Annotated in this window: 11 protein-coding genes; 6 read left to right on the top strand and 5 right to left on the bottom strand. The window is 60.6% G+C overall.

The annotated features are described in order from the left end of the window. Position 1: 1 nt before the first annotated feature. Positions 2-745 (bottom strand): helix-turn-helix transcriptional regulator, encoded by a 744-nt coding sequence (locus KBY02_RS15730; RefSeq protein WP_011267135.1) that lies wholly within the window; start codon positions 743-745, stop codon positions 2-4. Between the two features lie 287 nt (positions 746-1,032). Between KBY02_RS15730 and KBY02_RS15725 the strand changes: the two genes are divergently transcribed. After that, positions 1,033-2,136 carry a transketolase-like TK C-terminal-containing protein gene (locus tag KBY02_RS15725; RefSeq protein ID WP_024651336.1) on the top strand — a complete coding sequence of 368 codons (1,104 nt, stop codon included), beginning with the start codon at positions 1,033-1,035 and terminating at the stop codon, positions 2,134-2,136. Positions 2,137-2,138: 2 nt separating this feature from the next. On the opposite strand, the gene KBY02_RS15720 is transcribed toward KBY02_RS15725, so the two are convergent. Continuing rightward, positions 2,139-2,591, bottom strand: coding sequence for a MarR family winged helix-turn-helix transcriptional regulator (locus KBY02_RS15720; protein WP_004408348.1), 453 nt, complete (start codon positions 2,589-2,591; stop codon positions 2,139-2,141). Positions 2,592-2,735: 144 nt separating this feature from the next. On the opposite strand from KBY02_RS15720, the gene aceE reads away from it, so the two are divergent. Further along, positions 2,736-5,405 (top strand): pyruvate dehydrogenase (acetyl-transferring), homodimeric type, encoded by a 2,670-nt coding sequence (gene aceE / locus KBY02_RS15715; RefSeq protein ID WP_003415662.1) that lies wholly within the window; start codon positions 2,736-2,738, stop codon positions 5,403-5,405. 97 nt (positions 5,406-5,502) lie between these two features. Here aceE and KBY02_RS15710 read toward each other — a convergent pair whose 3' ends face one another. The 3 genes from KBY02_RS15710 to KBY02_RS15700 form a co-directional block, all read right to left on the bottom strand. Next, complete coding sequence (locus tag KBY02_RS15710; protein WP_024642752.1) at positions 5,503-6,357, bottom strand: pirin family protein; 855 nt, start codon at positions 6,355-6,357, stop codon at positions 5,503-5,505. Positions 6,358-6,547: 190 nt separating this feature from the next. Further along, complete coding sequence (locus KBY02_RS15705; protein ID WP_004408346.1) at positions 6,548-6,958, bottom strand: PA2817 family protein; 411 nt, start codon at positions 6,956-6,958, stop codon at positions 6,548-6,550. A gap of 76 nt (positions 6,959-7,034) precedes the next feature. Next, positions 7,035-9,482 (bottom strand): acyl-CoA dehydrogenase, encoded by a 2,448-nt coding sequence (locus KBY02_RS15700; protein ID WP_116893481.1) that lies wholly within the window; start codon positions 9,480-9,482, stop codon positions 7,035-7,037. Between the two features lie 160 nt (positions 9,483-9,642). Between KBY02_RS15700 and KBY02_RS15695 the strand changes: the two genes are divergently transcribed. The 4 genes from KBY02_RS15695 (at position 9,643) to KBY02_RS15680 (ending at position 14,520) form a co-directional block, all read left to right on the top strand. Further along, on the top strand, positions 9,643-10,266 hold the full coding sequence (locus KBY02_RS15695) for a glutathione S-transferase (RefSeq protein WP_060400748.1): 624 nt from the start codon (positions 9,643-9,645) through the stop codon (positions 10,264-10,266). A gap of 183 nt (positions 10,267-10,449) precedes the next feature. Beyond that, entirely contained in the window at positions 10,450-11,382 is a 933-nt protein-coding gene (locus KBY02_RS15690) for an ABC transporter ATP-binding protein (protein WP_011267141.1), read from the top strand. Beyond that, positions 11,379-12,167: an ABC transporter permease gene (locus KBY02_RS15685; RefSeq protein ID WP_003421319.1), complete on the top strand. Its 789-nt coding sequence runs from the start codon at positions 11,379-11,381 to the stop codon at positions 12,165-12,167. The genes KBY02_RS15690 and KBY02_RS15685 overlap by 4 nt, the downstream gene beginning before the upstream one ends. A 136-nt stretch (positions 12,168-12,303) precedes the next feature. Next, the gene (locus tag KBY02_RS15680; protein ID WP_116893480.1) at positions 12,304-14,520 is read left to right on the top strand and encodes a DNA internalization-related competence protein ComEC/Rec2; all 2,217 of its coding nucleotides are present in this window, start codon (positions 12,304-12,306) and stop codon (positions 14,518-14,520) included. Positions 14,521-14,525 lie beyond the last annotated feature (5 nt).

The raw sequence follows: 14,525 nt of genomic DNA, 5'->3' as shown, positions 1-14,525 counted from the left end.
GTCAGACCATGCCCATATTAATGGCTTTGTACACGGCCTGTTTGGCAGTGCGCACTTCGAGTTTGCTGGAAACGTTGGACATGTGAAATTTCACGGTGCGTTCCGAAATGGAAAATATCTCGGCGATTTCGCTGTAGGCCTTGCCCATGGCTACCCATTTCAGCACGCCTATTTCGCGGCTGGACAATTTGCATCGGGTGGGCTGCGGGAAGAGTTCGTGGGGCGCCTGTGTCTTGGTCAAACGGTCATGAAAGCGGATGAGGCTCATCTGGATATCAGCGGCCTTGTCGCGGATTCGCTGATCGAAGTCAGTCTGTTGCCTGGCATTGCAAAGACTCAGAGCGGCAAAAAGCCCGCTTGCATCGTGCAGGGTGAAAGTGGCCCCGGAGGACAGCTGGTATTTGGCCGAGCGCTTCAGGAAGTCATCGGTCTCGACGCCCTGAATGGCATGCCGGGCCTCTCTCCAGAAAAATGGCGTAATGCTATGCCAGGCATGTTTGATGATGGGATCGATAAGGTGATAGTTGGAGGCAATATACGATTTCAGCCAGGAATCAGGATAGTTGGACAGGATGACCGGTTTGACAGTGCGTGTCTTTGGGCTGGAAAAGTAGGCATAGGTGAAATCGCCAATACGATGCAGATCGTTTTCGAAGTCTTCAATCAATTGACGCAGCGGAGCAGGGGCTGCGTTGATCTTGAGGGGCGGGCAGTCAAGTTGGGTGTGCACGGTACGAACCTCCATGTAATACCTTGTCTATTGTTTGTTTGCGGCCTGGCCGTCTTCATTATCCTCATTTGTATTTTCCGCAGTACATGAAAACATGGACTGCGTGTGTCTTTTGTCTTTGAACAAGGGCTTAGCCGTTGAAAATAATACGCTCATCGACCTGCCGAGTTGCGAGCGCACGCATGTTCGGGGACTGGCCATCGCGCTGCGATGAGGCGTGTCAGTGATTTTTATTGCGATTGCAATCATATTCTTGGTTCCATCAAGGTGCAAGGATGCTTGTCCGACAGCAAGGAGTAGTGATGAACAGCGCAAACAGTCATTCGTTGGCACCCCAGACCCGGTTCGCGGCGTTGGCCTGCATGGACAAGATTCAGGCGGTCACGGGGCTTGCGCTGCGTGGGTGTTGTTCACCCCTGTTCGCGATGGCCGATATCGTCGAGCGTCTGACCAGAGATCCTTCCACCTCGCGGCGGATATCGGTGGTACGGGCCAGCAAACACATGTCACGCGGACAGGAAGGCATGCTCTCCAGCGCCTGGCCGTTGAGATTTGCTGCGCAGGCTGGCGCGGTGGAGTTGCCGCTGATTTACATGATCAGCAGCGAAACCTCCGCCGAGTTGAGCGCGCTCGCGTCGGAGTCGTTCCAGCGGGGCATCTTCTGCAACGATATCGAGACGCTGCCGTCACGCTGGCCCAAGGGTGCCCATCCCTGGTTACCGCTTTGGCTGCTGTCGAACCGCAAATGCCAGCCGTTTGACCCTGCGGATGCTGCCGAAGCGCGGGCGATCACACTGCACGCCCTGCACAGTCTGTATGTCGAAGGCCGGAGCGGCTTCTATTACATGGCCTTGCACGACGAGTCCAATGAGGAAGTCAGTGAACTGAGCGATGCTCAGGCTGTGGCGGCCGTACAGGGCATGTACCGGATTGGCGACGCCGTTTGCGGTCATGAAGGCCGTCGCGTACGCCTTCTGGGGGCGGGTCTGGCGCTGCGCTCGGTACGCCAGGCTGCCCGCCTGCTCCGTGAACACTGGGACGTCGATTGCGAAATCTGGAGCTGCCCCAGCTATACCCGAGTGGCCCGCGATGCCGCAGCCGCACGACGCTGGAATCGTTTCCATTCTGCACAACCCGCACGATCCTGGCACCTGCGCGATTGCCTGGGCGAGGGGCAGGACGCGGTGGTAGCCGTCACCGGCTACCCGCAGGCCGTGGTTGAACAGCTGCGTGAGCATGTCCCGGGGCGGTTCGTCGGGCTGGGTGCCGATTCCGCGGCCCCGCAGGGTACGCCTGCAACCCGTCCGGAGTGGATCGTCGTACAGGCCCTGACTGCGCTTGCGGAAGGCGGGCAACTGGGCTACGAGCCGCTGAAACTCGCCTTGCGACGCTATCAGCTGGTCTGATGTCAGCCTTTTCCACCGCTTTGCCGGGCGGCCAGTGCGGCACGCTCCAGCGCGTCGGCGAACACGCGGCGCTGCTGGTCGTCGAATTGCGTCAGAAACAGCTCGTCGACTGCCGTTTCGTAAACCTGCCACATCTGTTTGCGCAGGGTCCGGCCCTTGTCGGTGATCGCTGCCACGGCGCCTCGTCCATCGCTGTCGGACCTGTGGCGCGCCACCAGCCCTTCGCTTTCAAGCCGGTCGACCAGGCGAGTCAGGTTGTAGCGTTCAATGGCCATGACGTCGGCCAGCTCATGCATGCGGCGCATGCCTTGCGGGCCGCTTTCAATGCCCCAGAGCGCGTCATACCACGCATAGGCAGGCAGCCCGGCCGCCGCCAGACGTCGTTCGATTTCGCGAATCAGACAGCGGTGTGCCCTGACGAATCTGAACCACGTATCCGGTTCGGCTGACGACATGATTCACCTTTGTCTGAAATTCTTGAGGGTTGCAATAGTAACCGAGCGCGGGATAAATTCCGGTATTTGATTGCAATTGCAATCAGATTTTTCAAGGCAGACGCCTGTCCGGCGTCCACTGCCGCATCACAGTAGGAGACGACGATGGCACAGCAACCCCGGTTTCTTGACGAGGATCCGCAAGAAACCCGCGAATGGCTCGAATCGATTGAGTCGGTACTCAACACTGAAGGGCGCCCGCGCGCGCACTATCTGATCGATCAGTTGCTGGACTTCGACGTCGCCCAACATGGCGATTTCTACGGTCGGGTCACCACGCCTTACGTCAACACCATTCCCAGTGACCGCCAGCAGCCTTATCCGGGCGACCTTCAGGTTGAAAAACGTATCAACGCGTTCATCCGCTGGAACGCCCTGGTGATGGTGCTGCGTGCCGGCAAGCATTCCGGCGTGGGCGGCCATATCGCTTCCTACGCATCTGCTGCCGTGCTTTACGACGTCGGGTTCGACCACTTCTTCCGGGGGCGTACCGAGCAGTTTGCCGGTGACCTCGTCTATATTCAGGGTCATTCTTCGCCGGGCATTTACGGCAGGGCGTATCTGGAAGGTCGTCTGAGCGAAGAGCAACTGGACAACTTCCGTCGCGAAACCGATCGTGACGGCATTTCTTCCTATCCGCACCCGCGCCTGATGCCGGACTTCTGGCAGTTCCCCACCGTCTCCATGGGGCTGGGGCCCATCACTGCGGCGTATCAGGCACGCTTCATGCGCTACCTGGAGAATCGCGGACTCAAGGAGCATCAAGGACGCAAGGTCTGGGCGTTCCTGGGCGATGGCGAGATGGATCAGCCTGAGTCACAGGCAGCCATCGCTCTGGCCGGGCGCGAGAAACTCGACAACATCATTTTCGTCGTCAACTGCAACCTGCAACGCCTTGACGGGCCGGTACGCGGCAACAGCAAGGTCATTCAGGAGTTCGAAAGTCTGTATCGCGCCGCAGGCTGGAACGTGATCAAGGTCATCTGGGGCGGCGGTTGGGATGCGCTGCTCGAGAAGGACAAGAGCGGGCTGCTGCGTCAGCGCATGATGGAATGCGTGGATGGCGAGTACCAGAACTACAAATCCCAGAATGGCGCCTACGTTCGCGAGCATTTCTTCGGCAAGTACCCGGAGCTGCTGGAACTGGTCAGCGACATGAGCGATGACGACATCTGGAAGCTCTCGCGTGGCGGCCACGATCCGGAAAAAGTCTACAACGCCTATGCTGCCGCGATGCGCCACAAGGGTGGGCCGACCGTGATCCTGGCCAAGACCGTCAAAGGTTTCGGCATGGGCGAGGCGGGTGAGGGGCAGAACATCAACCACCAGTTGAAGAAGCTTGGGGCAGAGGCGATCAAGGCCTTCCGCGACCGCTTCTCGCTGGACATCACCGATGACCAGCTGGGCGACATGCCGTACCTGAAACCGGCCGAGGGCAGTACTGAAGCGCTGTACCTCAAGGCCCGCCGGGCTCAACTGGGCGGTTACATTCCGGCCCGTTTCAGTGACGCTGCCACCCTGCAGATTCCGCCGCTCTCGGTGCTGGATACCCAGCTCAAGAACACCGGCGATCGCGGCATATCCACGACCATGGCCTTCGTGCGCATCCTCTCGACGCTGCTCAAGGATCCGAACATCGGCAAACTGATCGTGCCGATCGTGCCGGATGAGTCACGAACCTTCGGTATGGAAAATCTGTTCCGTCAGATCGGTATTCATTCCCACGTCGGTCAGTTGTACACGCCGCAGGATGCAGGGCAACTGAGCTACTACAAGGAAAGCACCGACGGGCAGATCATGCAGGAAGGTCTGAATGAGTCAGGTGCGATTTCTTCCTGGATCGCGGCCAGTACTTCCTACGCCAACCACGGTGTGATGACCGTGCCGTTCTATATCTTCTACTCGATGTTCGGCTTCCAGCGTGTAGGCGATCTTGCCTGGGCAGCGGGCGACGCCAGGGCGCGGGGTTTTCTGCTGGGCGCCACGTCAGGCCGAACCACGCTGATGGGCGAGGGGCTGCAGCATGACGACGGGCACAGCCATGTCATGTCGTCGACGATACCGTGCTGCGTGTCTTACGACCCGACGTTTGCCTTCGAGCTGGCGGTGATCATTCAGGACGGCATGCGTCGTATGTTTGCCGAAAATGAGGATATCTATTACTACATCACCTTGCTCAACGAGAACTACCCGCACCCGGATCTGCCCGAAGGCGCAGAAGCCGGCATTCTCAAGGGGATGTACCCGTTGCAGGCCAGTGCATCGATCAATACCGGCAAGCACGTGCAGTTGATGGGCTGCGGGTCGATCCTGCTGGAAGTCATCGCGGCCGCCAGACTGCTCGAAGACGACTTTGGCGTGAGCAGCGAAATCTGGAGTGTCACCAGCCTGACCGAACTGCGTCGTGAAGGTCAGGATGCCGAACGCTGGAACCTGCTGAATCCCGAGCAGGAGCCGCGTCTGAGCTACGTGGAAAGCTGTCTGGCAGACAGGGAAGGGCCGGTGATTGTGGCGACCGATTACATGAAAATCTTCGCCGACCAGATCCGTCCCTTTGTACCCATGCGCCGTTTCGTGGCACTGGGCACTGACGGTTTTGGCCAGTCCGATACGCGCGAGTCGCTGCGCCACTTCTTCGAAGTGGACCGTTACTTCGTGGCGGTGGCTGCACTCAAGGCGCTGGCCGATGACGGCAAGGTCGAGCGCAAGGTGGTGGCGCAGGCCATAGAACGTTACAAGATCGACCCAGGCAAGCAGAACCCTGTGCTGGTCTGAGTCGCGCTCGTATCTGCTCTGACACCAGCAAAGCGGTCCGCCTTGCTGGTGAAGGGGCCGCTACAGACGAAGGGAAGTCTGACGGTCCGAACCGGGTTCACGCCGTCAGACGATCTTCCCGGAAGTCACGAATCGCCTGCTCGATCTCTTCCTTGGTGTTCATCACGAAAGGGCCGTATTGCACGATCGGCTCACGCAAGGGCTTGCCTGCAATCAGTAACAGCCGTGCACCCGCGGTGCTGCTGATCTGTACGGCACCGCTGTCGGACAGCCTTGCCATATGGCGTTTGCCGATCGGCTGGGCGCTGCCTTCCAGCTCGACACTGCCTTCATAGACGTACAGCAACACAAGGTGCCCGTCGGGTACGTGCGGGCTGATACGACTGCCGGCAGGCATATCAAAGTCAAAGTACAGAGGCTCGGTATCCGGGCGCTGTACTGCCCCGGCCTGTTGAACCTGACCATCGTCGAAATGCCCTGCCAATACCACCACCTGCACACCGGCCTGAGTGGTGATACTCGGAACGTTTTCCGGCTGGATGTCCTGATAGCTGGCGTCGCTCAGCTTGTTCTTGCCCGGTAGGTTCAGCCAGAGCTGAAAGCCGCGCATGGTGCCTTCTTCCTGTTCGGGCATTTCGCTGTGAATGATCCCGCGTGCTGCGGTCATCCACTGCACACCGCCGCTCTGCAGAAGGCCGACATTGCCCATATGGTCTTCATGACGCATACGGCCTTCAAGCATATAGGTCACCGTTTCGAAGCCACGGTGCGGGTGAGGTGGAAAGCCGGCGATGTAGTCATCCGGCTTGTCCGATCCGAACTCGTCCAGCATCAGAAACGGGTCGAACTGCTCCACACCACGCCCGCCGAAGACGCGCGTCAGTTTGACGCCCGCGCCATCGGACGCTGGCTGACCCGTTTGAATGGACAGGACTTTACGAAATTGAGTCATGGGAGAGGGAGCACTCCTTATCAGATGATACGAAGTGTCATGGTATGCCTGTCTATTCGATAAATTGATTCGAATGCCGGGACTTAATGATCGTATTGATCGATGTGTTGCGCGGTGTGGCGTATTGGCGCGGGGTGACAGGCAACCTGCCCGGAATGACCTCCGGAGCAGGCTTGAAGCCAAAGGATGCTCAGTGCTTGCTGCCCTGCGTCGACATGCTCAGCAGCTGTTTCTCCTGATTCCAGTCAAACGGTTCTTCGTTCTGCTCGGCGTCGTAGCGGCGCTCTTCCAGCGCCTGATACAGCTCGATTTCATCATCCGGCATGAAATGCAGGCAGTCACCGGCGAAGAACCACAGCAGGTCGCGCGGCACCAAGTGCGCGATTTGCGGGTAGCGCTGGATGACCTGGCAGAGGATGTCCTGACCCAGGTACTGGCTTTCGATGGGGTCCTGCGGCAGCAGCTCGACCAGTTCGTCGAAACGCTCCATGAACAGCGCGTGGCTTTCTTCCGGAACCTGCTCGGCCTCGCCCAGCGCGACCAGAATGCTGCGCAGGTGTGCCAGCAGGCCAAGTTGGTGATCGAGAGTGGCGTCGGCCATTGGGTAATCCTCAAATGCAAAAACAGGCGCGAGAGTATAAAGCTCTACGCGCCTGCTGTGTGGTGCGACCTGACTATCAGCGAATCTTGTCGGCTGCCAGGGTCAGTTCTTCCTTGTCGAAATCATCCACATCGATCACCTTGCGGCGGGCTGCCTCGGCGGTACGCAGGGTCTGCGCTTCGTCGGCCTGCAACACACCGAGGCGCAGCGCGGCGTCGATGACCGGCTCGCCAGCGTCCGGCTTGACCTGACCACTCTTGAGGGCCACTTGCAGCTTCTTGTGCAGCGGATACGCAGCGCTGAGCAGGTCGATGGCCTGTTGCAGCGCGCCGACCGGATCGTCTGCTGATTGCGGGCGATAGCAGCCTGCCAGCAACTCTTCCAGCGTCGGATCGCCCTTGGCGCGGCCCAGTACCTGAGCAACTTCGGCATCCAGTCTGTCCGAAGGCCCCTTGTGTCGGCGACCGAACGGGAACACTACGGCACGCAGCACCCCGCCCAGTATCCGGTTGGGGAAGTTGCTGAGGATCTCGTCCATTGCCCGTTCCGAATGCCCGAGGCTTTCTTCCATGGCCCAGCAGAACAACGGGCTCATGTGGTCCGGCGAACCCAGGTCGTGATAACGCTTGAGCGCTGCCGAGGCCAGGTACATATGGCTGAGCACGTCGCCCAGACGGGCCGACAGGCGTTCGCGGCGTTTCAGCTCGCCGCCGAGCAGCATCATGCTCAAGTCGGCGAGCATCGCGAACGCTGCTGCCTGGCGGTTGAGCGCTCGGAAGTAACCCTGGCTCAAGCCGTTACCCGGCGCTCTTTCGAAATGACCGAAGCCCAGGTTGAGGATGAAGGTGCTGGCGGCATTGCTCACCGCAAAGCCGATGTGTTTGAGCAGCAGGCTGTCAAACTCGATCAGCGCCTGCTGTTTGTCCTCACGCCCGGCCAGGGCCATTTCCTTGAGTACGAACGGATGGCAGCGAATCGCGCCCTGGCCGAAGATCATCAGATTGCGCGAGAGGATGTTGGCGCCCTCGACAGTGATGAAGATCGGCGCACCTTGCCAGTTGCGACCCAGGTAATTGTTCGGGCCCATGATGATGCCCTTGCCGCCATGCACGTCCATGGCGTGACCGATACACTCGCGGCCGCGCTCGGTCAGGTGATATTTGAGGATCGCAGAGAGCACTGAAGGCTTCTCGCCCAGGTCGACCGCATTGGCCGTCAGCATGCGCGCACTGTCCATCAGCCAGGCATTGCCGCCGATGCGCGCCAGTGCTTCCTGGATGCCTTCGAATGCCGAGAGAGGCACATTGAATTGCTCACGCACCTTCGCGTACTGGCCGGTGACCAGGCTGGTGTACTTGGCAGCGCCGGTGCCGACGGCCGGCAGCGAGATCGAACGACCCACCGACAGGCAGTTCATCAGCATCATCCAGCCCTTGCCCAGCATCGGCTGACCGCCGATCAGGTAGCTCAGCGGGACGAACACGTCCTTGCCGGAGTTGGGGCCGTTCATGAACGCTGCTCCCAGAGGCAGGTGACGGCGGCCGATCTCCACGCCGGGCGTATCGGTCGGAATCAGCGCCAGGCTGATGCCCAGATCTTCTTTTTCGCCGAGCAGGTGCTCAGGATCGTGGGCCTTGAAGGCCAGGCCGAGCAGGGTGGCGACCGGGCCGAGGGTGATGTAGCGTTTTTCCCAGGTCAGGCGCAGGCCGATGACTTCTTCACCCTGCCACTGACCTTTGCAGATGATCCCGGTGTCGGTCATCGCGCCAGCATCGGAACCGGCCAGCGGACCGGTCAGCGCGAAGCAGGGAATGTCTTCGCCGCGTGCCAGACGTGGCAAGTAGTGATTGCGTTGCTCGTCGGTGCCGTAATGCAGCAGCAATTCGGCCGGGCCGAGGGAGTTGGGCACCATCACTGTGGACGCCAGGTCGCCGCTGCGGGTGGCCAGCTTCATGGCCACCTGAGAGTGGGCGTAGGCCGAGAAGCCCTTGCCACCGAATTCCTTGGGGATGATCAGCGCGAAGAAGCCGTGCGCTTTCATGTGCGCCCAGGCTTCGGGCGGCAGGTCCATGGCCTGGCCGATTTCCCAGTCGCTGACCATTGCGCAGAGTTCTTCGGTCGGCCCGTCGATAAAGGCCTGTTCCTCTTCGGTCAGCTGGACTTTCGGGTAGGCCAGCAGCTTGTCCCAGTCCGGACGACCGCTGAACAGCTCGCCATCCCACCAGACCGTGCCGGCATCGATCGCATCGCGCTCGGTCTGCGACATCGGCGGCAGGACTTTTTGAAACCAGCTGAACATCGGCGCAGTGAAATGCTTACGGCGCAGATCGGGCAGCATTACCGGTACGAACACTGCCAGCCAGAGCAACCAGAACACCGTCAGCAGCCATCCTGGCGCGTGACTGAAAATACCCATGGCCAGCAGGTAGACAGCTACCACGCCAAGCGCCGGGAGCGGGGCGGTTCGCCGATGAGCCAGCCAGGCAATGCCGACGACCAGCACAACAATCCACAACAACAGCATAAGTATTCCTCCGTGATGACCGCCGCTGTGGCAGCGATCAAACTGGTCGCCAGGCAGTGGTGAGGCGACATCGATAGTGACCCCTGGTTGACGAGGAAGTTGCCGCCGCTTAGGGGTAGACTGTGAGCCTTTATTTATCAGCGACTGCGAGGGGAACGCAATGCTCAAGATCTGGGGACGGAAGAATTCCAGCAATGTGCGCAAGGCACTCTGGATTGCCGAGGAAGTGGGCGTACCCTACGAGACGCAGGACGCTGGTGGTGCATTCGGCCTGGTCAACGAAGCGGCCTATCGCGCGAAAAACCCTAACGGCCGGATTCCGATGATTGAAGACGGCGACTTCGTGATGTGGGAGTCCAACGCCATCGTGCGCTATCTGGCCGCCCGACATGCCCCCGATTCTGATTTATACCCCGCAGATCTGCAGGCCCGCGCCAATGCAGACAAGTGGATGGACTGGACCACCTCGACCATCGCCGCGCCGTTCAGCCCGGTGTTCTGGGGCGTAGTACGCACGCCGGCCGAGAAACAGGACTGGCCGGCCATCAAGCAAGGCATCAAGACGCTGCACAGCCTGCTGCTGGTGGCCGACGAGGCGCTGTCGCGACAGCCCTGTCTGTCTGGCGATGCTTTCGGCATGGGCGATATTCCCCTGGGATGCTTCGCCTACGGCTGGTTTGAAATGCCGATTGAACGTCCGCCGCTGCCTCACCTCCAAGCCTGGTATGAGCGTCTCAAGACGCGCCCGGCTTATCGCAAGGCGGTCATGACCCCGTTGACCTGAGCATGTGATGTGAACAGGTGAAAGGGCTGATCGGGCGCATGTCCGGCGCTCGATATTTACTATTAACAGATGTGTCTGTACTTGAACGACGCAGCCGAGCACCATTGCGCGGCTGGGTCGTCACGGCAGGCGGCTGGTGACAGTCATCTTCAATTCCTTTTTCTGATGAGTACCTTTCCCGATATGTCTTCCGCTCTGTCCATTCGGCAGTTAACCAAAACCTACGGCAACGGTTTCCAGGCCTTGAATGGCATCGATCTGGACGTCGCCGAAGGTGATTTCTTCGCCTTGCTGGGCCCCAATGGCGCTGGCAAATCCACCACCATCGGCATCATCTCGACGCTGGTCAACAAGACCAGTGGCACGGTGAACATCTTTGGCCACGACCTGGATCGCGAGCCCGCTGCGCTCAAGCGGTGCATCGGTGTCGTGCCGCAGGAGTTCAACTTCAACCAGTTCGAGAAGACCCTCGACATCGTCGTCACTCAGGCGGGCTACTACGGCATCCCGGCGAAAATCGCCAAGGAACGCGCCGAGCAGTACCTGACGCAGCTGGGGCTGTGGGAAAAGCGCGATGTGCCGTCGCGTTCACTGTCCGGCGGCATGAAGCGGCGCCTGATGATCGCCCGTGCGCTGATTCACGAGCCGCGCCTGCTGATCCTCGACGAACCCACCGCAGGTGTGGACATCGAGTTGCGCCGTTCGATGTGGACCTTTCTCACCGAGCTGAACAGCAAAGGCATCACCATCATCCTCACCACGCACTACCTGGAAGAAGCCGAACAGCTGTGCCGCAACATCGGCATCATCGACCACGGGGTGATCGTGCAGAACACCGGCATGAAGCAGCTGCTCAGCACGTTGACCGTCGAGACGTTCGTGCTCGATCTCAAGGCCTCCTGGCAGAGCGCGCCACAATTGCCCGGTTTCCCTTGCCGCCTGCTCGATAGCCACACCCTGGAAGTGCAGGTCGACAAGAACGTCGGCATCACGGCACTGTTCAGTCAGCTCGCCTTCCAGAACATCGAAGTCTTGAGCCTGCGTAATAAATCCAATCGCCTTGAGGAGTTGTTTGTGTCCCTGGTGGAAAAAAACCTCGCGAAGGTGGCGGTATGACCGTACCCAACGGCGAGTTGCGCCCCAACCTGATCGCCCTGAAAACCATCGTCTACCGTGAAGTGCACCGCTTCATGCGGATCTGGCCGCAGACCCTGCTGCCGCCAGCCATCACCATGGTCCTGTACTTCGTCATCTTCGGTAACCTCATCGGTCGCCAGATCGGCGACATGGGCGGCTTTACCTACATGCAGTACATCGTGCCGGGGCTGATCATGATGTCGGTGATCACCAACTCCTACGGCAACGTGGTCTCGAGCTTCTTTGGTGCCAAGTTTCAGCACTCCATCGAAGAACTGATGGTGTCGCCGGTCTCGCCGCACACCATTCTGGTCGGTTACACCCTGGGCGGTGTATTGCGTGGTCTGATGGTCGGTTTCATCGTCACCATGCTGTCGATGTTTTTCACCGACCTGCAAGTACATCACTTGGGCGTGACCATTATCGTGGTGGTGTTGACCGCGACAATTTTCTCGCTGCTGGGCTTCATCAACGCAGTGTTTGCGCGCAACTTCGATGATATCTCGATCATCCCGACCTTCGTCCTGACCCCGCTGACTTATCTGGGCGGCGTGTTCTACTCGATCAACCTGTTGCCACCGTTCTGGCAGACCGTGTCGCTGGCCAACCCGGTCCTGCACATGGTCAATGCCTTCCGCTACGGCATTCTGGGCGTCTCCGACATCAAGATCAGCATCGCCCTGGCGTTCATGATCGTGGCGACCTTCGTGCTGTATATCGGCTGCGCCAGGTTGCTGGTGAGCGGTCGCGGTATGCGTCAGTAACACATTGGCTTCGACCCGCCAGGCTGGCGGGTCGAGCGCTGGCCGGGACCGGCCGTTCAGATTCTGCAACACACCACCCCTTCCGACATTTCCCCAGTGCGCTGATTCTTGAGGCTTTCCGCTGCAAGGAACCGTCATGCGCACAGGGATGATCGCGCTCGCGCTCGGGCTGCTTGCCCTGCGTTTTCTACCGGCCCTGCCGCCGACCTGGCTACTGCTGCTGATGCCGATACTGGCGTTGATGTTGCTGCCGTTCCGTACCTATCCGCTGGCGTTCTTTCTGCTCGGTTTCACCTGGGCCTGCGTTTCGGCGCAGTGGGCATTGAGTGACCGCTTGGCGCAGCGTCTCGATGGTCAGACGCTGTGGGTGCAGGGCAAGGTGGTCGGTTTGCCCAGTGTCGCCGAAGGTGTGGTGCGCTTTGAACTGGAAGATGCCTGGTCACGACGTGCCAGGCTGCCGGCGCGAATCCGCATGGCGTGGTACGGCGGCCAGCCCGTAAACAGCGGCGAGCGCTGGCGCATGGCGGTCAAACTCAAGCGGCCGGCCGGGCTGGTCAATCCGGATGCTTTCGACTATGAAGCCTGGCTACTGGCGCAGCGCATCGGTGCGACCGGCACGGTGGTGGATGGTCAGCTGTTGGCACCTGCGCGTGCCGCCTGGCGCGATGCCATTCGTCAGCGTCTTCTGACGGTCGATGCGCAGGGCCGGGAGGGCGGTCTGGCTGCGCTGGTGCTGGGCGATGGCTCAGGGCTGTCGAGCACCGACTGGCAGGTGTTGCAGGATACTGGCACTGTGCATCTGCTGGTCATTTCCGGCCAGCACATCGGTTTGCTGGCCGGGGTGATCTACGCGCTGGTCGCAGGCCTGGCGCGCTGGGGGCTGTGGCCACGCTTTTTGCCCTGGCTGCCGTCGGCGTGTGCACTGGCGTTCAGTGCTGCACTGGGCTACGGACTGCTGGCCGGTTTCGAGGTGCCGGTCCGGCGAGCCTGTGTGATGGTCGCGATGGTGCTGCTGTGGCGCTTGCGTTTTCGTCACCTGGGCGTGGTCTGGCCTTTGTTGCTGTCCTTCAACGCGGTGCTGATCTTCGAGCCGCTGGTGACGCTGCAGCCGGGTTTCTGGCTGTCCTTCGCGGCGGTCGGCATTCTGATCCTGATTTTCAGCGGGCGTCTTGGCGCCTGGAGCTGGTGGCAAAGCTGGACACGGGCGCAATGGCTGATCGCCGTTGGCTTGTTGCCGATCCTGCTGGCGCTGAACCTGCCGATCAGCCTCAGCGGCCCGTTTGCCAACCTGCTTGCGGTGCCTTGGGTCAGCGTGATTGTCCTGCCGCCGGCATTGCTCGGAACGCTGTTGCTGCCAGTCCCCGTGGTCGGGGAAGGTCTGCTCTGGCTGGCGGGCGGGGCGCTGCAGGGGCTGTTCGTATTCCTCGGCGCGGTGGCCGCCGCATTGCCGGCCTGGCTGCCCAGTGCCGTGCCGGTCTGGGCATGGTGGTTGAGTCTGCTCGGAGCCTTGCTCCTGTTGCTGCCCAAGGGCGTGCCCCTGCGTCCGCTGGGCTGGCCGTTGCTGTTGCTGTGCGTTTTTCCGCCGCTCGAATCAGTGCCTGAAGGTCAGGTCGATGTGTTGCAACTGGATGTGGGGCAGGGCCTGGCGATTCTCCTGCGCACCCGCAATCACACACTCCTGTATGACGCAGGCCCACGTTTCGGTGAGTTCGATATCGGTCAGCGCGTGGTCGTGCCCGCCATGCGCAAGGCGGGTGTCCGCCATCTTGACCTGATGTTGATCAGCCATTCCGACGCAGACCATGCCGGAGGTGCAGCAGCGGTTCATCAGGCCTTTCCGGTGGCCCGCGTGCTAGGCGGTGAGCTGGCCCGCCTCGCGCCGCAACTCGACGCCCGACTGTGCGAGAGCGGTGCACGCTGGGAGTGGGATGGCGTGGTGTTTTCCACGTGGCGCTGGGAGCAGGGGCCTGACGGCAATCCGGCCTCCTGCATCCTCAGCGTCGACGCCAGGGGCGAGCGTCTGCTGCTGGCGGGCGATATCGACGTGCACGCCGAGCGTGCGGCGATCGACAGCGGGTTCGACCTTCGTGCCCACTGGTTGCAGTCGCCGCATCACGGCAGCCGTACCTCGTCGTCCAAAGCATTTCTGCGCGCCGTGGCACCGGTTGGCGTGCTGATTTCCCGTGGTCGCAACAACGCGTTCGGTCACCCGCATCCGTTGGTCATGGCGCGCTATCGAGGCCTGGGCATCGCCAGTTACGACAGTGCCGAGCTGGGCGCGGTCCGTCTGCAACTGGGGACATTCGGAACGCCACAGGCCGAGCGCGCGCAACGGCGCTTCTGGCGTGATTGAGTGAA

The sequence above is a fragment of the Pseudomonas sp. P129 genome, from assembly GCF_020312195.1.
Classification (GTDB): Bacteria; Pseudomonadota; Gammaproteobacteria; order Pseudomonadales; family Pseudomonadaceae; genus Aquipseudomonas; species Aquipseudomonas fragariae.
Note: the sequence above shows the minus strand (reverse complement) of the source record. Positions and strands in the feature narration are given on the sequence as shown.